The organism is Rhodococcus sp. NPDC060176 (assembly GCF_042728675.1).
In the GTDB taxonomy this organism is placed as follows: domain Bacteria; phylum Actinomycetota; class Actinomycetes; order Mycobacteriales; family Mycobacteriaceae; genus Rhodococcus_F.
This window is the reverse complement of sequence record NZ_JBHWYS010000004.1, coordinates 501582-521070: the sequence shown is the minus strand read 5'-3', so window position 1 is coordinate 521070 and position 19489 is coordinate 501582. Positions and strand designations below refer to the sequence as shown.

General features: G+C 61.4%; 19 protein-coding genes. 12 read left to right on the top strand and 7 right to left on the bottom strand.

Annotation, left to right across the window (positions count from 1 at the left end):
• The first annotated feature begins 31 nt into the window (after window positions 1-31).
• The 7 genes from ACFWEM_RS22040 (at window position 32) to ACFWEM_RS22010 (ending at window position 6949) form a co-directional block, all read left to right on the top strand.
• Window positions 32-949 (top strand): alpha/beta hydrolase, encoded by a 918-nt coding sequence (locus ACFWEM_RS22040; protein WP_054187024.1) that lies wholly within the window; start codon window positions 32-34, stop codon window positions 947-949.
• A gap of 72 nt (window positions 950-1021) precedes the next feature.
• On the top strand, window positions 1022-2320 hold the full coding sequence (locus ACFWEM_RS22035; RefSeq protein WP_143542547.1) for a sugar ABC transporter substrate-binding protein: 1299 nt from the start codon (window positions 1022-1024) through the stop codon (window positions 2318-2320).
• A gap of 17 nt (window positions 2321-2337) precedes the next feature.
• Window positions 2338-3867, top strand: a complete 1530-nt coding sequence (locus ACFWEM_RS22030; protein ID WP_378537048.1) for a sugar ABC transporter ATP-binding protein — start codon at window positions 2338-2340, stop codon at window positions 3865-3867.
• A gap of 8 nt (window positions 3868-3875) precedes the next feature.
• Window positions 3876-4889 (top strand): ABC transporter permease, encoded by a 1014-nt coding sequence (locus tag ACFWEM_RS22025; RefSeq protein ID WP_378537046.1) that lies wholly within the window; start codon window positions 3876-3878, stop codon window positions 4887-4889.
• Entirely contained in the window at window positions 4886-5737 is an 852-nt protein-coding gene (locus tag ACFWEM_RS22020) for a mycofactocin-coupled SDR family oxidoreductase (RefSeq protein WP_378537044.1), read from the top strand. Before ACFWEM_RS22025 ends, ACFWEM_RS22020 begins: the two co-directional genes overlap by 4 nt.
• Window positions 5738-5786: 49 nt before the next feature.
• Entirely contained in the window at window positions 5787-6620 is an 834-nt protein-coding gene (locus ACFWEM_RS22015) for a mycofactocin-coupled SDR family oxidoreductase (RefSeq protein WP_020905939.1), read from the top strand.
• Window positions 6621-6655: 35 nt separating this feature from the next.
• A complete protein-coding gene (locus ACFWEM_RS22010; protein ID WP_378537042.1) occupies window positions 6656-6949 on the top strand; it encodes a hypothetical protein in 294 nt (97 codons plus the stop codon).
• 264 nt (window positions 6950-7213) lie between these two features.
• Here the strand turns inward: ACFWEM_RS22010 and ACFWEM_RS22005 are convergent, their stop codons facing one another.
• Genes ACFWEM_RS22005 through ACFWEM_RS21990 form a run of 4 tightly spaced genes read right to left on the bottom strand, consistent with a single transcriptional unit; the run spans window position 7214 to window position 11562 of the window.
• A complete protein-coding gene (locus ACFWEM_RS22005; protein ID WP_378537040.1) occupies window positions 7214-7861 on the bottom strand; it encodes a hypothetical protein in 648 nt (215 codons plus the stop codon).
• Window positions 7845-9560: a GMC oxidoreductase gene (locus ACFWEM_RS22000; protein WP_378537038.1), complete on the bottom strand. Its 1716-nt coding sequence runs from the start codon at window positions 9558-9560 to the stop codon at window positions 7845-7847. The genes ACFWEM_RS22005 and ACFWEM_RS22000 overlap by 17 nt, the downstream gene beginning before the upstream one ends.
• Window positions 9557-11041, bottom strand: a complete 1485-nt coding sequence (locus tag ACFWEM_RS21995) for a flavin-containing monooxygenase (protein WP_378537036.1) — start codon at window positions 11039-11041, stop codon at window positions 9557-9559. Before ACFWEM_RS21995 ends, ACFWEM_RS22000 begins: the two co-directional genes overlap by 4 nt.
• Window positions 11038-11562: a TetR/AcrR family transcriptional regulator gene (locus ACFWEM_RS21990; RefSeq protein ID WP_378537175.1), complete on the bottom strand. Its 525-nt coding sequence runs from the start codon at window positions 11560-11562 to the stop codon at window positions 11038-11040. Before ACFWEM_RS21990 ends, ACFWEM_RS21995 begins: the two co-directional genes overlap by 4 nt.
• A 192-nt stretch (window positions 11563-11754) precedes the next feature.
• On the opposite strand from ACFWEM_RS21990, the gene ACFWEM_RS21985 reads away from it, so the two are divergent.
• The 5 genes from ACFWEM_RS21985 to ACFWEM_RS21965 all read left to right on the top strand — a co-directional run bounded on the left by ACFWEM_RS21985 (window position 11755) and on the right by ACFWEM_RS21965 (window position 15535).
• Complete coding sequence (locus ACFWEM_RS21985) at window positions 11755-12459, top strand: LuxR C-terminal-related transcriptional regulator (protein ID WP_378537034.1); 705 nt, start codon at window positions 11755-11757, stop codon at window positions 12457-12459.
• Window positions 12460-12626: 167 nt separating this feature from the next.
• Complete coding sequence (locus tag ACFWEM_RS21980; protein WP_378537032.1) at window positions 12627-12893, top strand: response regulator transcription factor; 267 nt, start codon at window positions 12627-12629, stop codon at window positions 12891-12893.
• A 152-nt stretch (window positions 12894-13045) separates the two neighbouring features.
• On the top strand, window positions 13046-14089 hold the full coding sequence (locus ACFWEM_RS21975; RefSeq protein WP_378537030.1) for a sensor histidine kinase: 1044 nt from the start codon (window positions 13046-13048) through the stop codon (window positions 14087-14089).
• Entirely contained in the window at window positions 14086-15117 is a 1032-nt protein-coding gene (locus tag ACFWEM_RS21970) for a hypothetical protein (protein ID WP_378537028.1), read from the top strand. Before ACFWEM_RS21975 ends, ACFWEM_RS21970 begins: the two co-directional genes overlap by 4 nt.
• Before the next feature lie 112 nt (window positions 15118-15229).
• Window positions 15230-15535 carry a hypothetical protein gene (locus ACFWEM_RS21965; RefSeq protein ID WP_378537026.1) on the top strand — a complete coding sequence of 102 codons (306 nt, stop codon included), beginning with the start codon at window positions 15230-15232 and terminating at the stop codon, window positions 15533-15535.
• 6 nt (window positions 15536-15541) lie between these two features.
• On the opposite strand, the gene ACFWEM_RS21960 is transcribed toward ACFWEM_RS21965, so the two are convergent.
• From ACFWEM_RS21960 to ACFWEM_RS21950, 3 genes are read right to left on the bottom strand one after another with little or no spacing between them, the layout of a single operon-like run.
• Window positions 15542-16453 carry a hydroxymethylglutaryl-CoA lyase gene (locus ACFWEM_RS21960; RefSeq protein WP_378537024.1) on the bottom strand — a complete coding sequence of 304 codons (912 nt, stop codon included), beginning with the start codon at window positions 16451-16453 and terminating at the stop codon, window positions 15542-15544.
• 1 nt (window position 16454) lies between these two features.
• The gene (locus tag ACFWEM_RS21955) at window positions 16455-17669 is read right to left on the bottom strand and encodes a CaiB/BaiF CoA transferase family protein (RefSeq protein ID WP_378537022.1); all 1215 of its coding nucleotides are present in this window, start codon (window positions 17667-17669) and stop codon (window positions 16455-16457) included.
• Window positions 17670-17705: 36 nt separating this feature from the next.
• Window positions 17706-19472 (bottom strand): multicopper oxidase family protein, encoded by a 1767-nt coding sequence (locus ACFWEM_RS21950; RefSeq protein ID WP_378537020.1) that lies wholly within the window; start codon window positions 19470-19472, stop codon window positions 17706-17708.
• Window positions 19473-19489: the final 17 nt, after the last annotated feature.

Below are 19489 nucleotides of genomic sequence, written 5' to 3'. Positions count from 1 at the left end.
AGCTTTCACTCGTTACATGAGGAGTCGCGCAATGCGCCGTGAAGATGTCGAATTCTCCAGCGACGGAGTCACCGTTCGCGGGTGGCTGTACCGACCCGACACCGACGACGACGTTCCGGCCGTCGTACTGGCAGGCGGTTGGTGCTACGTCCGCGAATTGGTCATGCCCTATTACGCCGAGGCCTTCGTGACGGCCGGTATGGCTGCGCTGGTCTTCGACTACCGCAACCTGGGCGTCTCGGACGGTGAGCCCCGCCAACATCTGGACCCGAAGCAACAGATTCGTGACTATCAGAACGCGCTCAGCTTTCTCGAGCGCACTCCCGGCATCGACAACGACCGTCTCGGCGCCTGGGGAATTTCCTACTCCGGCGGCCACGTGATGATTCTCGCCGCGACCGATCCCCGGGTGAAGGCCATCGTGTCTCAGATTCCGGTGATCGACGGGTACCGCAACATGCGTCGGATCCACGGGACCATGGGTTATCGAAAGCTGTGGGACGCAATTCTCGAAGATCGCCGACTCCGCTTCGACGATCCGGATCAGCGACTGCACATCGCGCATGCGAGCGAGAACCCCGAGGAAGAGCTGTCGTCCTGGCCGTTCCCCGAGACGAAGACGACCTTCGCGGCACTTCAAGCCACCGAAGCTCCTCTCTACCAGAACAGTTCGACCATGGAATCCGTCGATCTCCTGCTCGACTACGACGTCAACTACTTCGTACCCCGGATTCTCGACACGCCGTCGATGATGATCGTCGCCGAAGGCGACGACCTCACGTTGTGGGACTTGGAGATCGAGAGTTTCAACAACATCCCGACTCCGAAGAAAGAACTTGTCGTCCTACCGCACACGTCGCACATGACGCTCTACAGCGATCAGTCCAAGCTCGCAGTAGCGGCCGAACACGCTTCCCGTTGGTTCACAACGCATCTGCTGGCGAAGTAGCGAAATCTCCCGTTTCCTCCACACCTCGAGACAACCTCTCGAGCCCCCTCTTGTGAGACCAAGGATGTGATCATGCCTTCGATCGAATCGAAGATCGTGGACGTCGCGCGAAACGCGACGTTCTCTCATCCACTGACCCGACGTTCCTTCTTCGCCGCAATGGGCGCAGCAGGCATCACCCTCGGCGCAGTGGCCTGCGGAGCAGGCGGCAGTTCCACCAGTACCGCCGCCGGCGGTGGCGCTGGCGCGGGCAAAGTCCAGGAAAAGACCCTCTGCCAGGTCACAACTCTCTCCAACGACTACTTCGTCGCGTTCTCGGACGGCGGCAAGCAGGCGATGGACGCGCTGGGCGTGAGCATGTCCTCGGTGGAGGACCAGGGCAACGTCAACACTGCGCTGGGACAGGTAGGCAACGTCCGCGCTTCGGGCGGCAAGTCGATCTTCGGTACTCCCGCCACCGAAGCTCAAGCGGCAGCTGTCACGAAAGCCTGCCAGGCAGCCGGGATTCTGTATGCCAGCTCGTACACGGCGCCCGCCTGGTACACACCGGCCGACGCGGACAAGTGGGTCCGCTTCATCACACCGCCGTCCACCAAGATCGCCGTCGCAACCGCCAAGGCTTTGTTCGACAAGGTCGGCGGCAACGGAACCATCATTCATGTTCCGGGGCAGAAGGGTTCGTCTTCCGACGATCAACGGACAGCTGGACTGAACGCCGCGGCCAAGGACTACCCGGGAATCAAGATCGTCACCGCGTCGCCGGGCAACTGGACTTCGGAAGACGCGAGAAAGGCGTTCACGAACATCTTGCCTTCGGTGCCGGACTTCGTCGGGGTGTTCGCGCAGAACGACAGTCAAGCTGCAGGAGTCATTGCGGCACTGGACGCCGCGAAGATCACCGGCAAGATCGTGGTCGGATTCGACGGTAACAAGCAGAACGTCGAATACATCGCGCAGGGAAAGCAATACCTGACCAGTGCGACGGTCGGCGGACTCACGGCAGGAATTCTCGGTGTCACCATCTTCGATCAACTCAACGGCGTCGACCTGTCTCTGCCGGAGCGATTCCTTTCACAGGGAGCACTCCTGGTGACTCCGGAGATCGCCGACGACGTACTGAAAACCGTGTACGCACCCACACTTCCGTTCGACTGGGCAAAAATGAGCAAGGCCCTGCATCCTGACGATTGGGACCCGCAGACCGTACTCAACCCGATCGATCCGCGGGAGTACTACGCCGGCGTATCGCAGGACCAATACACGCTGAACAGCGCTTGGAACTCTGCAGATATCACCGGAGTACGCACCGAGTACGCAGCCGCGTTCCGCTCGGGCCCGTTGCTGCAGTACAAAGACCAACTCGTGGCCTGAGAATGAGTGATACGAAGGTGAGCGACACAGCAACCATCAGCTTGCGTGGGGTCTGCAAGAGCTACGGACCCGTTCACGCCCTCCAGGACGTCTCACTCGACGTCAGCCGAGGTGACGTTCTCGGCTTGATCGGTGAGAACGGCGCCGGAAAGTCAACGCTGATCGGCGTTTTGACGGGAACGGTGCGTCCCGACGCCGGAATCCTCGATGTCAACGGGACACACGTGGAACTCGGCGACTCGCGTACTCTCCGCGAACTCGGAATCTCCGTGGTGGTCCAGGAGCAGTCATTGGTCGATGCACTGCGGGTGTACGAGAACATCTATCTCGGACGTGAGGGCGAGATAGGTGGTTGGGGACCCGGCCGGCGTCGGAGAATGCGCGACGCCGCCCAGTCGCTACTCGACACACTCGGCATCGAGGGGCTGCGCGCCGACGCCGTTGTCGCCGAATTAACCTACCCGCAAAGGCAACTGGTCGAGATCGCACGTGCCTTCTCGCGGATCACCGACGCCACCGAAGCGCCGGTGATCCTGCTCGACGAGCCGACAAGCGCGTTGACCGAGACCGAGGTGGAAATCCTCTTCGCGTTGATCGAGGGGTGGCGCGATCGGGTGTCGTTCATCTTCGTCTCTCACATCCTGCAAGACGTCCTGCGGATCAGCACACGGCTACTCGTACTTCGCGACGGGCGGTCCATCGAAACGCTCTCCGCTGACGGCGTCACGGCGGAGCAACTGCACGAGTTGATGGTGGGTAGCGAGCGCAGCGCCGACTACTACCGCGAAGGCGAACAGACCGGAGCACTGTCGACGAAGCCGTTGATCGAACTCCGAGATGCAAGCAGCGCAGGCGAGTTCGAGTCGGTCGATCTTGTTGTGCGACCGGGCGAGGTAGTGGGACTGGCTGGAGTCATCGGTTCGGGGAAAGCGTCGGTGGCTGCAGCAGTCGCGGGTGCGGAGTCGTTGTCGACGGGTTCAATTCACGTCGAAGGTACTGCGCACGAGCACTGGTCGGTTCCCGCCGCCGTGGCAGCCGGAGTCCTGTACGTCCCACCGGAGCGCGCCCAGGACTCCCTGTTCCGCAGCGCATCGATCAGAAACAACATCTCGATCGGCTTCCTCGATCTCCTCCGCCACCCGTGGACGCGGCTATTGCGTCTGCGCACCGAAAGGGAACGGACGACGCAGCTGGCCCGCGCGCTGCAGGTCAAGGCCCCGTCGTTGTCGACGCCCATCGGGGAACTCAGTGGCGGAAACCAACAGAAGGCGATCTTCGCTCGGTGGCAAGGTCGCGAATGCAAAGTGCTGGTCCTCAGCGATCCGACGCGCGGAATCGACGTCGGAACGCGAGAGGAGATCTACGGTTTGGTCCGATCGATGGCTGCGTCGGGGGTCGGTGTGCTGCTGTGCGCCGAATCTCTCGAAGAAGTGATCGGAATGTCCGACCGAATCGTGGTCATGAAGGACGGGGTCATCAGCGCAGAGCTGGCGGCCCCTGCAGAGCACAAGCCCGCCGAAGTCGACGTGATCAAGCACATGATGTGAGGAATGCAGTGACCCAGACACTCTCGAAGCAATCGCCGGCCAGCGATGCCGCAGCGCCGTCAGGCGCGCGCGGTCTGCTGAGTCGACTCGATCAGCACCGCAACATAGTTGTTCCGACGGTTGCAGTGCTGGTCCTGATCATCTATTTCCAGTGGCGCACGGAAAGTTTCATCACTGCGACGTCCGCGCAGAACATTCTCAACCAGATGGCTTTCCTGACCGTGCTCGCGCTCGCCGGCACGTTTGTCATCCTGATCGGTGGTATCGATCTTTCGGTGGCGGCGACGGCCACTCTCGCCGGAATTCTGATCGCCACGTGGATCGACAAGTTCGGTGGCCCGTTGGCGATAGTCATGGTGATCGTCGCCGGGGCCCTGGTCGGACTGGTCAACGGACTGATCACGACAATGCTCAAGGTTCCGTCGTTCCTGGTGACGCTGGGAATGATGTCCGTACTCGACGGAATTTCCAACACCGTCTCCAAAGGCGGTCCTGTTTCCTATAATTCGAATCTTCTCCAGAGCCTGGTGAACGAGTCAATGATTCCCAACGTCCCCAACGGGGCACTGATTGCAATCCTGCTGACCATCGGCGCGACAGTCCTGGCATTCGGTACGTCGTTCGGTCGCCACATGTATGCGGTCGGTGGCAACGAACGCGCCGCGGCACTCGTCGGTGTTCGCGTACGACGCACCAAACTTGCGGTCTTCGCGGTCGCCGGAGCCGTCGCCGCGATTGCCGGAATCATCTTCACCGGCCAGGCCAGCACCGGCGTCCCGATGGGTGCAGGCCCCAGCCTGCTCAATTCCATTGCAGCCGTGGTGGTGGGCGGCACCGCACTGTCCGGTGGCGTCGGCGGCCCACATCGAACGATCCTCGGCGCTCTCGTGATCGTGTTGCTGAGCGCCGGAATGGACCTGACCTCCGTCGACCCCTACACACAACTCGTTATCAAGGGCATCGTGGTGATTGCCGCAGTTGCCCTCACCATTGACCGACGCCGATACGGAGTGATCAAGTGACCACCAGAGCACGCACCACCGGAAGAGTTTCGGGCAAGGTCGCGTTCGTCACCGGCGCAGCACGCGGCCAGGGCCGTGCACATGCGATCCGCTTGGCCGAGGAAGGCGCAGACATCATCGCGCTCGACATCTGCTCCGACGTCGAAGGCGTTCCGTACTCGCTGGCAAGCGAAGCCGACCTCGCCGAGACCGTCCGGTCGGTCGAGGCCGTCGGTGGACGAATTCTGGCCGAGGTGGCCGATGTTCGCGACTTCACCGCGATCAAGGGTGTCCTCGGCCGCGGAGTCGACCAGTTCGGGCACGTCGATATCGTCTGTGCCAACGTCGGTATCAACATCCCCTCGCCTACACACGAACTCACCGAAAGCCAGTGGGGCACTGTCGTCGACATCGATCTCAGCGGCACGTGGCGAACCGCCAAAGCAGCAATCCCCTACCTCATCGAACAGGGCGTCGGGGGCGCGATCATCCTGACCAGTTCGGCGGCCGGACTCAAGGGATACGGCAACATCGCGCACTACACAGCCGCAAAACATGGCGTCAACGGATTGATGAAAACCCTCGCCCAAGAACTCGCCCCCCACCGAATCCGGGTCAACACGGTGAACCCCACCCAGGTCGACACTCCGATGATCATGAACGACGCGATGTACAAGTTGTTCTGTCCGGACATCGACAAGCCGACCCGTAAGGATTTCGCCCCGTTGTCGCAAGCAATGAACGCGCTGCCCATCCCGTGGGTCGAATCCGTCGACGTCAGCAATGCCGTGCTATTCCTCGCGTCCGACGAAGCCAGGTACATCACCGGCGTCGCACTGCCCGTCGATGCAGGCGTACTCGTCAAATAGCTCTCCGATCAACCACGTACACAACAATTTCAGCAACAGGAGGATCCCCATGACCGGACGATTCGAAGGCAAGGTCGCATTCATCACGGGTGCTGCTCGCGGACAAGGGCGTAATCACGCATTGCGGCTGGCGCAGGAGGGCGCGAACATCATCGCTCTCGACTCCGTCAAGGACAACGACACCGTGCCGTACCCCTTGGCCACGGAGGACGACGTCCAGGAAACAATCCGTCTCGTCGAAGAAGCAGGCGGCAAGATCATCTTCTCGCACGCCGACGTGCGCAACTTCGACTCGGTCAAGCTGGCCCTTGAAGCCGGGCTCGATCGCTTCGGTCACGTCGACATCGTCATCGCCAACGCAGGCATCCTCTCCTTCGGGAACGCGCACGAGTTGGACGAGGAGAAGTGGGGCGAAATGATCGACGTCAACCTCAGCGGTGTGTGGCGCACCGTCAAGGCCGCGATCCCCCACATGATCGAACAAGGCACCGGCGGCGCGATCGTTCTCACTGCCTCCGTTGCCGGGCTACGCGCGTACACGGGCGTCGGACACTATGTTTCGGCCAAGCACGGCGTCGTGGGATTGATGAAGACCCTCGCCCAGGAACTCGCTCCGCATCGCATTCGCGTCAATACCGTGAACCCGACGCAGGTCGACACCGAGATGGTGCAGAACCAGGCGATGTACAACCAGTTCGTTCCCGGCACGGACAATCCGGGTCGCGACGACTTCGCCAAGGCCTCCGGCGACATGATCCTCTACCCGATCCCGTGGGTCGAGAACGACGATGTCACCAACGCCGTCAAATTCCTCGCTTCCGACGAAGCGCGTTACATCACCGGCGTCGCACTGCCCGTGGACGGCGGCGTGCTGGTCATGTGAGTGCCCGACCAGCTCAGGAGACTCCTGTGAACCGAGTGACGAAGATGCCACCTCAGCCCTGTGCAGGGACGAGCGTCGCAACCACCCACGAATGTCAGGTTCGACGCGCCAAACGCTCGCGAAATCGTGGGTCGTATGCGGACGACCTCATCGACTTCGCAATCCTGTGGCGCCCGTGGAACGGTGCCACTGCCGAGGACATCTTCGTCACTTTCGGTCTGTCGCCGCGAACTTATTTCAACCGACTGCGGTCAGCGCTGAGCGGCCCCGCGGGATCGGACCTGTGCACGGCACTGAAAAAGGAACTCGCCCAACTCGGCCCTGCCTGAACTCTTCGGCCCTGCCTGAACTCACTGCACACCGCGTCTGAAACTACTTGGCGATCCCCGGGAACAAATTCGGGCAGACCACCGTTGAACACCCTGTCGGCGTCCGAACAAGCCCCGGGCCCCACCCCTTTTGTCGCTGCGAGCGACCACCCGCCGAGAGGCGCCTGTGGGACGTCGACACCTGACTTTCACACCACGCGACCAAGGCCGCCCGGTCCCTGACAGGGGCGGCCTTGGTCGCTTTTCCGCGGGTCAAACCAACTACTACCTGTGCTCGGCTGCTCCCGTAGTCATTTTGCCGCCCAGAATCACGACACCGTGATGGGTGCCCGCAGCCAGCCAGCTCGGCAGTGTCGGCCCCTCTGCCTCGACGCTCACACGCGCGTATCGGAACGATCCGGTCAGCCTCGCCGACGCAATCGCCACACCGCCGCCGGATTCCGGCTGTGCAAACCCCAACGCCCCGGCAATCGGCAGACGCGGCCCGAACATCCGCGTGTCCGAGCGCACCCGCCATCCGTCACCGGTTGCCGTGAATTTCCGCTGCACGTCTCCGTCGAACTCGGCCAGAACCTTCGGCAGTTGCCAGTGGACCCGTCCGCCGTGCACCGACGGTTCCGAATCCACCGCGATGAAAGGGACCGTCATTCGCGGCATCGGCCCGATCCGTTTTCCCGGCGCATGCAAGACGGGGCTGGCGAGGATCTCGCGATACGGACCGACCGGAGAATCAAGGTAGTCCACCATCATGGCCACCGTCATCGGGATCGTTCGACCGTCCGGCCCGAGCTCGCGCGCCGCCGACGTACTGCGGTGCCACCACAATGTCGCGCGAACGCGAGCAGGCCATGGCGGCGGATCACTCACCGGCCAGTCGACGCGGTCACTTGTCGATTCAGGCACGCTCCACATCGGACACCTTCTCAGCTCGAATGGTCAGGGGAAGCCGCAAAGCTCCTGGTGCATGCGTCGGCACCACCGGATCGGACGGCAAAGTCGGATCGATACGTACGTATGGCTCGCCGGCCTCCGGGCGGGCGTCCGCGCCACCTTTGTTCGGCCACATCGCGCACGCTCGTTCCGCCTGTGCCGTGATGGTCAGGGAAGGATTCACTCCGAGATTCGCGCTCACCACCGAACCGTCCATGACGTGCAGTCCCTCATGACCGTATGCACGCAGATACGGGTCCACGACGCCACTGGACGCGTCGTCACCGATCGCGCAGCCGCCCAGAAAGTGCGCCGTCATCGGGATGTTCACGATCTCGGCGATGGAACCTCCCGGGTCGCCGTCGATCTTAGCGGCTACCTTACGAATAGCTTTATGGCCCTGCGGAATCCACTGAGGAGGCGGATCACCCGGTCCCGGCCTGCTGGTGAGTGAACGTCCGAATCGTTTGGTGTTCTTGGAGAGTTCGAGGGAGTTGTCGTCGGTCTGCATCACCAGCGCGATGACGGTTCGCTCGGACCAGTTCCGCACCGACAACGATCGCAAGAATGCCCCTGGGTGCCGGGCCGCGACAGCCAGGGTCTTCAGCACCCGGGGAGTTCGCCCACCTCCGTCACTCAGGACGGTCTGCAGAAGCCCTATTGCATTGCTGCCCTTGCCGTATCGCACCGGTTCGATGTGAGTGTGATCGTCGGGGTGAAATGACGATGTGATCGCGACACCCTGCGTAAAGTTCTGTCGACGCGACTTCGACGTTGCGGCCAGTACGGCTTCGGAATTGGTACGTATGACGGTGCCCAGAGTGTCCGACAGGCCCGGCAAGGCACCGGATTCCTTCATACCGAGCAGCAGTCTCGCCGTTCCGTACGTTCCGGCGGCAACCACCACTTGGTCGGCGGTGAACCGAACTTCTCGTCGGCGGACGCCATCCGTTCGCCTCGCCAGCAGGTGGTACCCACCGCTTGCCGCCGGCCGCAGGTCGGTGACGGTCGTGAGCGGATGCACTCTGGCGCCCGCTTGCTCGGCAAGATGGAGGTAGTTCTTGACCAGCGTGTTCTTTGCCCCGACGCGGCACCCGGTCATGCATCCCCCGCATTCGGTGCAGCCGGTACGCTCGGGTCCCTTCCCGCCGAAGAATGGGTCCGGCACGGAAACTCCCGCCTCCCCGAAGAAGACGCCGACGGGTGTGGACGTGAAAGTCTCTCCCACACCCATTTCTTCCGCTACCTCCTTCATCACCGCATCGGCGGGAGTGAAGGACGGATTGGTGCGAACACCCAACATCCGCTTGGCCTGGTCGTAGTACGGCGCCAGCTCGTCGTGCCAGTCCGTGATGTGCGCCCACTGACGGTCTTCGAAGAACCGCTTGGGTGGCTGATACAACGTGTTGGCGTAGTTCAACGATCCTCCGCCAACCCCGGATCCCGCCATCACCAGCACATCCGGAAGCAGATGGATTCGCTGCACGCCGTAGCACCCAATCCACGGCGCCCACAGATACTTTCGCAGTCGCCAACTGGTTTCGGGTAGCTCGTCGTCGGAAAACCGTCGACCGGCTTCAAGCACCCCGACGCGGTAACCCTTCTCCGTCAGGCGAAGAGCGGCGACACTGCCACCGAATCCCGATCCGACCACCACCACGTCGTAGTGCGTCGTGGTCATGCCTCTACGCTCTCGATCTTGCGAGCCGAGTAGTTCTCACGATCGAAATGCTCCAGCAGCGACCGGAATTTGAAAGTGAACGTCGGCCACTGCACCGAGTTGCGTCCCTCCGGATCGATGTACCAGCTCGAGCATCCACCCTTGTTCCACACCGTGTGCTTCAACTCGTGCTGAATTCCCTTGTTGTAGTGCACCTGTACCGACTCGTTGACATCGAGAGCGTCCAGTCGCTCACGCTTCATGGTGTTCAAGGCGTCGTTGACGTACTCGGCCTGGGACTCGAGCATGTAGACGATCGAACTGTGACCGAGGTTGGTGTTCGGACCGTACATGAGGAACAGATTCGGGAACCCGCTCACCGCAGTGCCTTTGTACGCATTGGGGCTTCCGTTCCAATGCGCGGCAAGCGTCTCTCCCCGCTTTCCTGTGATCAGATGCGCTACAGGAGGTTCCGTCGGCGTGAACCCCGTGGCGAAGATGATGGTGTCGACCTTGTGCTCGACGCCGCGTCCGTCGACCACTCCGTTTTCGGTGACCGAGACGAGCCCACTGTCGACCAGACTCACGTCCGCGCGGTCAAGGGTGCGCAACCAGTCGTTGGACAGAAGCATGCGCTTGCAACCGATCGTGAAATCGGGAGTCAGTTTCCGGCGCAACACCGGATCTTTCACCTGTCGGCGCAGATGGACGCGCGCGGCCGCCTCGAAAGCAGGCAGCACCCACGTCGCGTGCGACATCGCGGCACCGAGCAGCTCACGGAAGCCGTAAACCCATCCTCGAACCACCTTCTGCGTAGCGGGAATCCGCGAGTACACGGTCTTCTGTGCGGCAGGTAGGGCGCGATCCATTCGCGGGATCACCCAGGCCGGAGTTCTCTGAAACACGGTGACGTGGGCCGCCGGATCGGCAATTTCGGGAACGAACTGAACCGCCGACGCTCCCGTTCCGATCACGGCTACGCGCTCACCACGCAGTTCGTGTTCGTGGTTCCACGTCGCCGAATGGAAAGTGGTACCGGAGAATTGGTCGAGACCGGGAAAGTCCGGAATCTTGGGTGTCGACAACGCCCCCGTTGCGGCGACCAACGTCTTGGCCGTCAAGGACCCTCGGGATGTTCGAATACGCCACAGCGCCGCATCCTCGTCCCAGACAGCAGCTTCGAGTTCGCAGTTCAGTACTACGCGATCCCCGATGCCGGTGTCTGCAGCCACCTTCTTCAGGTAGGCGTAAATCTCGGGCTGACGAGCGAACGTGTGACTCCAATCTGCGCTCGGTGCAAACGAATACGAGTACAACGCCGTCGGCACGTCACAGGCACAACCTGGATAGGTGTTGTCTCGCCAGGTGCCGCCGATGTCAGCTCCGCGCTCGATCAACACGACGTCCGCTGCTCGGTTGTCGCGAAGCATTCTGGCCGCCAAGCCCATACCCGCGAATCCGGCACCGACGATCAACGTTTCGACATGTTCGGGAAGCTTCACTTCTTCTCCACTCGGGATTGCCAGGCCGGCAACAGTCGCGCTCTGAGCGCGTCGTCGGCTTCGGATGTACGGAAAAGGGCTGAGACGGCAAGCCCACGGACGAGTTCGATGGTGAGTTCGACCGATTCGGAATCGAAGCGTTCGCCGAACAACTCCGCGCTACCGAATTCGAGTGCCTCACTGACCTTGCGTTCGAGGGGCACCGTCGCCGCGTGCAGAACGGGATCGGTTCGCGCCGCGACCCACAATTCGAGAGCGGCATAGAACAGCGGCCCGGAAAACGCGTCCGCCAGGACCTCGAGGCCTCGACCGCGATCCACTTCAGCGGTGAGGATTTCTTCCAGTCGCTTGTCGACCAGATACTCGACGGCCGCAACGACCAGCGATTCCTTTGTCGGAAAATGGTGCAGTTGCGTACCCCGCGAAACGCCTGCGCGGCGGGCGATCTCTTGCGTACTGGTCCGTGCGTAGCCCAGTTCGACTAACGATTCAACGGCGGCGTCGAGCAGGCGCCCACGCATCGCGGCAGTTCGTTCGGCCTGCGTACGGCTTACTTTCGCATCAGACGTGGTCTCGGTCACAAGACAACTGTAGAGCTGAAACGTAAAACAGTCCAGGCTGACTTCAAAACTTAGCCAGCCGATAACTTTATCCAGACCAACCGGTCAGCTTCCCTGATAACGTCTTCGCATCGAGAGGAGGGGGTCGTTCGTATGTCAGAGCAAACTGCATTTCCACATCGCCGTGTAGGGCTGGTCGAAGACCACGAGTCGGTGGCTATCGGCTTGTCCGTGATGCTGAAGGACGAGCCAGATCTCGAGTTGGTGTGCATCGCGACCACCGTGTCCGAACTGCTCGCCCAGAACGTCGCCGTCGATCTGGCAATTCTCGACCTCCGGCTGGCTGACGGGTCATCACCCAAGAGCAACGTCGAGCAACTGCGGGCAGCCGGGCTCGAGACATTGATCTTCACCGGAGCAGAGAACCCGTTTCTCGTTCGCTCGGCTGCCCGTGCCGGTGTGCTGGGTGTTGTACGAAAGTCCGAGCCGACTGCCGTCGTGGTTGATGCGATTCGTTCCGCCGCGTCGGGAGGGCAGGTGGTGACGACGGAGTGGGCTGCCGCCATTGACGGGGATCCAGGGCTAGGTGAAGTGGGTCTGAGTCCTCGGCAACTCGAGGTACTCGAACTTTACGCATCCGGAGAGAAGGCGGATCGCGTTGCGCGGCTTACCGGATTGTCGCCGCAAACGGTCAACGACTACCTCCAGCGCATCAGGCAGAAATATGCGGCCGCCGGACGGCCGGCCCCCACAAAGACTGATCTGTACAAACGCGCGGTCGAGGACGGGGTGTTGCCGATTCCGGAACGGACGAATTTCGGGAGCAATCTGACATTGACCAACAATGACCTTCAGTAATGAAGCTGTTTCGCTGACAATTACTTTCGCTAAGGCTGCCCCTGGAAATATGGGCAGAGGAATTGATGTCTGGGACAAAGGGCCAACTTCGACTTACATTCTCCTGGTAAGAAGACGGCGCTGTCGGGGAGTCTGTCATTCCGCTATTCGAAAGAAAGACGAAACTCATGACCGTCACTGTGGAAAACTGCACGGCACAAGAACCTGTCGGACCACACCTTTCGGAGCGCGAAGTCGAGGTTCTGAGGGCGTGGCTACTCAGTGATTCGAAGTCACGCGTCGCTCAAAACCTCTACATAAGCGTGGGAACAGTGGGAACCCACCTGTCCCGGATTCGCGAGAAGTATGCCTACGTTGGAAGGAACGCACCGACGAAATGCGAACTACTCGTGCGAGCGATACAAGATCAGATAGTCACGATCGACGAACTCTGACCCGAGCCACCGACAGCGAACCCGCTACCGCTTCTGACAATATTCTGAGGCTCTTCGGCCGTTTCATCGGCGCCGGCTATGTCTGTTATCTGATATTGCTTGCCCCTGCCATTTCAGACGCCACTGCTCTGTCCGAGTCATGGTGGACGCCCGTGGCTGTGGTCGCGACTTTCGGTAGTGGGTTGGCACTGGGAGCATCGACGTTTCACGCGGACACAAAGTGGGTGAAACGAGCCGCGAGTACCAATGCGCTTCTCTACGTTGTGGTCATCCTTCTGTGGTGGCCCGCGTGGAATGGTGAGCACGTCACGGATTTCACATTGTGGATTACCAATTTCCCCGGTGTAGCCAGCCTTGCCGCAGCTGCCGCTTGGCGGCCGGCCGCTGCCGTCGTGCACCTATTCGTGGCGGCAACACTCGCGCAATTGACCAATCACATAATCCGCACCAGTCCCACCACACACCTGCTTGTTCCCGACCTCGCCTTCGCCTGGACATTTTGCGCGGTATTCGTCGCAGCGGCAGTCATGGCCTTGCGCACCGGCCGAGTACTGGATGCGACTATCGCCACCACTCATGCTGCCGCGGCCGGCGCCGCCGCAGCCGAGGCCAAGTCCGTCGAGCGCGAGAGATTCGACGCACTCATCCACGACACCGTGATGTCCACCCTGCTCGCTGCTTCAAGGAACGATGCCGATCCCTCGGTCGTCGCTCAGTCGCGAAGAACGGTGGCGAGCCTGGACGAACTCCGCTCCGGAACCGACCACGAGACGATCTTCGACTTCGACGGAATTCTCGCTCAGTTACGTTCAGCCGCTTCGGAAGTAGACGAAGGTATCGCCTTCGACAACGCCATCTCCGGTGGAGCTGATCCGAGCGGATATGCACCCGATTCGATTCGAGCGATGGCCGGCGCGATGGCCGAGGCGCTGCGCAACAGCGTCAAGCACGCCGGAAGCAGTGCACGACGGTCGGTCACGGTCACGGCAACCGCGACCGGCATCGAGGTAGTCGTCGCGGACGACGGCGTCGGCTTCGATCCGAGCTCCGTCGAGACACATCGACTCGGAATCACTGTCAGCATTCGCGGGAGAATGCGTCAACTCGACGGCGGATCGGCAGTCGTTCGATCGTCGCCCGGTCGCGGCACTTCTGTGACGCTCACCTTGAGCGCGCCCGAAACGGTGATGACGTGACCAGACCAGACGGGCGAGATATTCGCGATCTCCTCGGCATGCACAGCCGTGCCGCTCGATTCATGGCTGCATGCTTCGCCCTCACCTGCGTGATCTCGGTCGCCTACACGTCCTCCGACGTCCGAGCCGTCTGGCCGATGGTTCTGGCAATTGTCGTGTGCTCGACTGCGGCATTCACACTCGTTCTGAGCAAGGGCGACCCGATGCCGCTGGGGCAGAGCATTCTGGTGTCGTTGACCGGCGCCGTCACGAGTGGCTTGGTGTTGTCAGTAGTTCCAGTCCCCGTCAACGACATGACTCAACTGTGGATGTTCGGGATGTCGACAGCCGTCTTCACCTTCATGTGCGTTCGTGGGCGTACTGCTTTCGCATGGATTGGGCTTGGGCTCATGGTGTCGGTAACCGCCATCTGGTCCTCCACTACCGGCCAGGGGGCCATGTACGGAGTGTCGTTGACGGTTATCAACGCGGGTCCTGTTCTGATGGCGACCTTCTTCGCGTACACCATCCGCCCCCAGGCCAGGGTGATCTACGAACTCAGGGAGCAGTCCACCCGACGAATTGCCTCCGCATCCGCTAACGCTGCGATTCTCGAGGAACGCGACGCGCAACTCGACAGGCTAGATCTCCTTGCACGCCCGCTTCTCGAACGGATCGGTTCCGGGGTTCCGCTGACATCCGCCGAGCGACAAGAATGCGAACTCCTCGAGGCACAACTCCGAGATTCACTGAGGGCACCTGCCTTACAAGAGACAGATGTCGTCGAGGCGGTGTACTCGGCGCGGAGCCGTGGCGTCGAGGTGGTACTGCTCGACGACCACGGAATGGATGACGCGAACCCCGCTGTGCGCGACCGAATCCACTCGAGCATCGTCCGGGAACTCACCGCGATCACGCGAGGCAAAGTGACTATTCGTATCCTTCCACCACGGCGCACCGCCATGGCCACGATGCTGGTCGACACCGAAGACGTTCGACGAATCGAGTTCGATCACAACGGAATGCAACTGATACGGCAGAAGGGTTAGCGAAGCTCGGCACCGCATCCGTGTCCGTCGATCCGACTACAGACAGCGCCGTCGAACCCTAATAGCTTTCGAGGAGAGTGAGATTCACCGGGTCGATCACCAGGAGAAATGAATGATCTTCGAACTGCGTCCAGCACATGTCGCTCGCGCCCTCGCCGCGCTGTGCGCACTTCCGATTCTGTGGACCTTCGCGGTCGAGGGAATCACCACGACAACGGAATACGACTACAGCACAGGCGAAGCGTCCTCGTCGAGCGACCTGGGCTCCCAGATCGGAAGCGTCGCGATCTGGATCGTCCTCGCGATCATATTTGCCGCCGGTGCATGGTATCTGGAGAAGCAGCGCATCGGCTGGCCGCCGGCGGCAAACGAACAGTTGGTCAAACTGCAGCTCGCGTCACCCAGCCGAGACGAGTAAGGCTCCCTATCGCTTCCGATCGCCCGCGCGGAGGAGATTACTGGGAACTGCATGGCCCACAATCTCTTCCGCAACGGCAGCGGCACGAATGCTCGCGTCCAGGTCGATACCTGTCGCAATGCCCATGTCTTCGAGCATGTAGACCAGTTCCTCAGTCGCAATATTGCCACTGGCGCCTGGAGCGAACGGACAACCGCCCAGACCGCCGGTGGACGCGTCCAGGTTTCGAACACCGTGCTGCACAGCCGCCAACGCGCAGGCAAGACCAGCACCGCGAGTGTTGTGGAAGTGCACACCCAACCCGAAGTCGCCCACTCTTTCGGCCACGGCGTCGATCAACCGTCCGACACGCCCCGGCGTGGCAGTGCCGATGGTGTCCGCGATCGAGAACTGATCAGCGCCGAACTCTTTGGCCTGCTCCGCAATCCGCAGAACACGATCCGGGTCGGTGGGACCGTCGAACGGGCAGTCCCAGGCTGTGGCCACGATGACCTCTACCCGCCCACCGGCGTCGTGGACGATCTGAACGACCTCTCCGATACGTTCGGTTGCTTGCTCGGTGGTCGACCGGGTGTTGGCTTCGCTGTGTCCATTCGATGCCGACACAACGTATTCGACGGTTCTCATTCCTGCAGCGACGGCCCGTTTCGCTCCTCCGATTCCGGCGACCAATGCCGAGAACTCGATGCCCGGCCACTGGTGCAGTTCTGCGGCCAATAACTCCGCGTCCGCCAATGCCGGCACAGCGCGCGGTGAGACGAACGACGTCGCCTCGATGCGCGAAACACCCGTCGCAGCCAGAGCTTCGACAAGTCGAAGTTTCTCCGCCAGCGACACCGGGTCTTCGATCTGCAACCCGTCCCGTGGCCCGACTTCACGAATACTGACTGCTGGAATACCCGCGTCAGGGACCGACATGTCAGATCACGCCCTTCGTTTTCAGTTCTGCCTGCTCGTCGTCCGAGAGTCCGAGGAGCCCGCCCCAGACCGAGGAGTTGTCGTGACCCGGCGCCGACGCTCCCGCGTTGCGCACGGATCCAGGGGTCTCACTGAAGGTAGGCACGACGCCCAAACCGAGGACGTTTTCCCCGATCCGCTCGTCGTAGTGGTCGACAAGCATTCCCCGTTCGATCAACTGAGGATCCTTGACGACGTCTTCAACCGTATTGATCGGTCCGGCAACAACTCCCACCTCGGTCAGCCGTTCCACCAGCGTCGCGGGATCCTGTGCCACAACCCATTCGGCGATCAGTTCGTCGAGTTCGTCCTGGTGCTTTCCCCGCGCAACGTGATCCGCGAAACGCTTGTCCTGAGCAAGTTCCGGTGAACCCATGATGCTGCACAGCCGAGCGAACAACGTGTCCTGATTGGCCGCGATCACCACCCAGTTTCCTTCAGAGGTCTGATAGATGTTGGACGGCGCGATACCCTCCAACCTCGTTCCCGAGGGCTGTCGGATGATGCCGCCGCGGTCGTAATCCGGAATCGTGGATTCCTGCACCGCCAGACAGGATTCCGTGAGAGCAACGTCGACGACCTGACCGCGGCCGGTCCGCTCTCGCGAGAGCAACGCCGCCAACACTCCTTGAACGGCGAACATCCCGCCGAGGGAATCTCCGAGCGAAAGGGCAATACGCGGAGGTGCCTGCCCTGGATAACCGTTCAGATGCCGAAATCCGCTGACTGCCTCAGCCACCGAGGCGTAGCCGGCACTCTTCGCCTGCGGTCCGCTCTGCCCGTACCCGGATACCCTGGCCAACACCAACTTCGGGTTGCGTGCGCTGAGCACGTCGAATCCCAGACCCCACTTCTCGAGGGTGCCCGGCCGGAAGTTCTCGACCACCACGTCCGCATGTTCGACCAGATTCAGAAACAGGTCTCGTCCCGCGTCGACGCGAAGATCCAACGTCACACACCGCTTGTTGCGGGCGTGAACCGTCCAGAAGAATCGATGACCGTCCTGCTCAGCCTGACCCCAGGTACGAAGCGGGTCTGGGCGGTCCGGTGATTCGATCTTGATCACGTCGGCTCCCATGTCGCCGAGCAATTTCCCGGCGAAGGGCCCGGCGATCAAGGTTCCGAGTTCAATCACCCGATATCCGTCCAGGGGCCCGGTGGGCGCACCTTCCGACACAGCTGCCTCCTCTGGGAACTTTTCTCCCTTTGAAGGCTACGTCACCACCCGATATCGCAACATCATGTCGTGGTCTTCGTGATCGAGCATGTGGCAGTGCCAGACGTACCCCTGCAGGTTCTCCATGCCGGCCTCACCGTGTGCCGTGTGATCCGCCATGGAACCTCTCGCGAATGTTGCATCCGGATCGAAGCCCAACTCGTCCGCCGTCGGAAAGCGAACGATCACCCGGGTAATCGAGTTGGCATCCACGATGACAGTGTCTTTCTCCCCCGTTTCCCACACTTCTGGAGGCCGCAGCGGGGAGGTCACGAACTCCTCGGCCGACGGCGTCCACCGGACCCCCAGGTCAGGTACCGGATACCGCTGCATCAGCGCTGCAGTGTCGATGTTCTGGCGTCCCACGACGCGGAACGCCACCAGATGCAGATGAATCGGATGGGGTTCCGTAGTGATGTTGATCAGATTCCATTGTTCGATGGTTCCCTGGCGCGGTAGTTCGATATCCGAATCGGTGAACCGCAAATTGTTGAGCGACATGGTGATCGAGGGATAATCCGAGGGACGCGACAGCTGCATGATCGTGAGATTGCGCACCACATCCGGGGATGTTGGTTCGGCGGCAACGGAATTCAACTTCTGGGGGATCGTGCCGGTGAACCCTGCTGCACTGCCCAGGTCGAACCGGCAGAAGACCGGCATCACCTGCGTGCCGCGTTGAGCCACCGCAAGAGGTACCGGTTCATCGTTGCGCAATTCCACCGTCGTGCCCGGCTCGAGCATTCTGAAGTCGACCAGCAGATCAGCGCGTTCACCTGGACTCAACCGGACGTGATCCGTCGGCGCAGGAGCGGCCAGTAACCCACCCTCGGACCCGATCACCCAGAACCGCATACGATTTGCGAAGTGCAGATTCCACACCGAATAGGTTGCGGCATTGAGCAGTCGCAATCGATACAGTCCGCGAGCCACCTCCACTTTCGGCCATACGACGCCGTTCACCACACCCACGTCACCAGGAGTCGCCGGGTCCCATGAACCTTGCGGAGTGAGCCACGTGGAACGGACACTCTGCTGACCGTCGGAGGTGAATACCTTGTCCTGCAAAATCATCGGAAGCTCGAACTCACCGGACGGCAAGCCGAGAGAGTTCCCGGCGGTGCCTGTGTCAGCGTCGTCACGGAGAAAATACATCCCGACCAGCCCGGCGTAGACGTTGAGGCGAGTCATCCCCATGGCGTGATCGTGGTACCAGAGATTACCGGCGGCACGACCATTCGTGTATTCGTGGACTAAACCTTCGCCCGGCCGTTGAATCAACTCCGGATGTCCGTCGAACTGTGGTGCAGTAACTCCTCCATGCAGGTGAAGCGAGGTGGGGACCTGTGTGCGGTCGAGGTCGCTCACACCGTGCAGGCCCGGATCGACATCGGCGGCAAGCGGATACGCAGCAATGTCATTGGCGTATCGCACTGTCACGAGCTGATCGACGTGCGCCTCGATGGTGGGGCCCAGATAGTCCAACCCGCCGTATCCCAGCGACGGCGACGACGGTAGGTCCGGATGGAAACGATGCATCGACGACGCCGCGCGAAGTTCCAGATTGCCACCCGAAATGCCCGGCAGGACAGGAAGGGGCTCCCGGAACGGTTCCAGCCGGGGTGACGGAAGTTGGAACGGGCGCAGTGGGTCGATATCAGGGGGTCTAGCCGTCGCAGACCCAGCGGACAATGCACTCAGTCCAGCCAGCAGGCCAAGCCCTTGAACAAACGAACGGCGACGGATCTTGTGTGACTCGTCCACTCACGGCCCCCTCACGC

Coding starts and splice junctions, on each gene's coding strand:
- ACFWEM_RS22005 (WP_378537040.1), bottom strand. CDS start 7,861: ATGTGGAGCGTGCCTGAATCGACAAGTGACCGCGTCGACTGGCCGGTG.
- ACFWEM_RS22035 (WP_143542547.1), top strand. CDS start 1,022: ATGCCTTCGATCGAATCGAAGATCGTGGACGTCGCGCGAAACGCGACG.
- ACFWEM_RS22015 (WP_020905939.1), top strand. CDS start 5,787: ATGACCGGACGATTCGAAGGCAAGGTCGCATTCATCACGGGTGCTGCT.
- ACFWEM_RS21990 (WP_378537175.1), bottom strand. CDS start 11,562: ATGCGTGGGCGCCTGCTCGACGCCGCCGTTGAATCGTTAGTCGAACTG.
- ACFWEM_RS22040 (WP_054187024.1), top strand. CDS start 32: ATGCGCCGTGAAGATGTCGAATTCTCCAGCGACGGAGTCACCGTTCGC.
- ACFWEM_RS22000 (WP_378537038.1), bottom strand. CDS start 9,560: ATGACCACGACGCACTACGACGTGGTGGTGGTCGGATCGGGATTCGGT.
- ACFWEM_RS21985 (WP_378537034.1), top strand. CDS start 11,755: ATGTCAGAGCAAACTGCATTTCCACATCGCCGTGTAGGGCTGGTCGAA.
- ACFWEM_RS21980 (WP_378537032.1), top strand. CDS start 12,627: ATGACCGTCACTGTGGAAAACTGCACGGCACAAGAACCTGTCGGACCA.
- ACFWEM_RS21960 (WP_378537024.1), bottom strand. CDS start 16,453: ATGTCGGTCCCTGACGCGGGTATTCCAGCAGTCAGTATTCGTGAAGTC.
- ACFWEM_RS21965 (WP_378537026.1), top strand. CDS start 15,230: ATGATCTTCGAACTGCGTCCAGCACATGTCGCTCGCGCCCTCGCCGCG.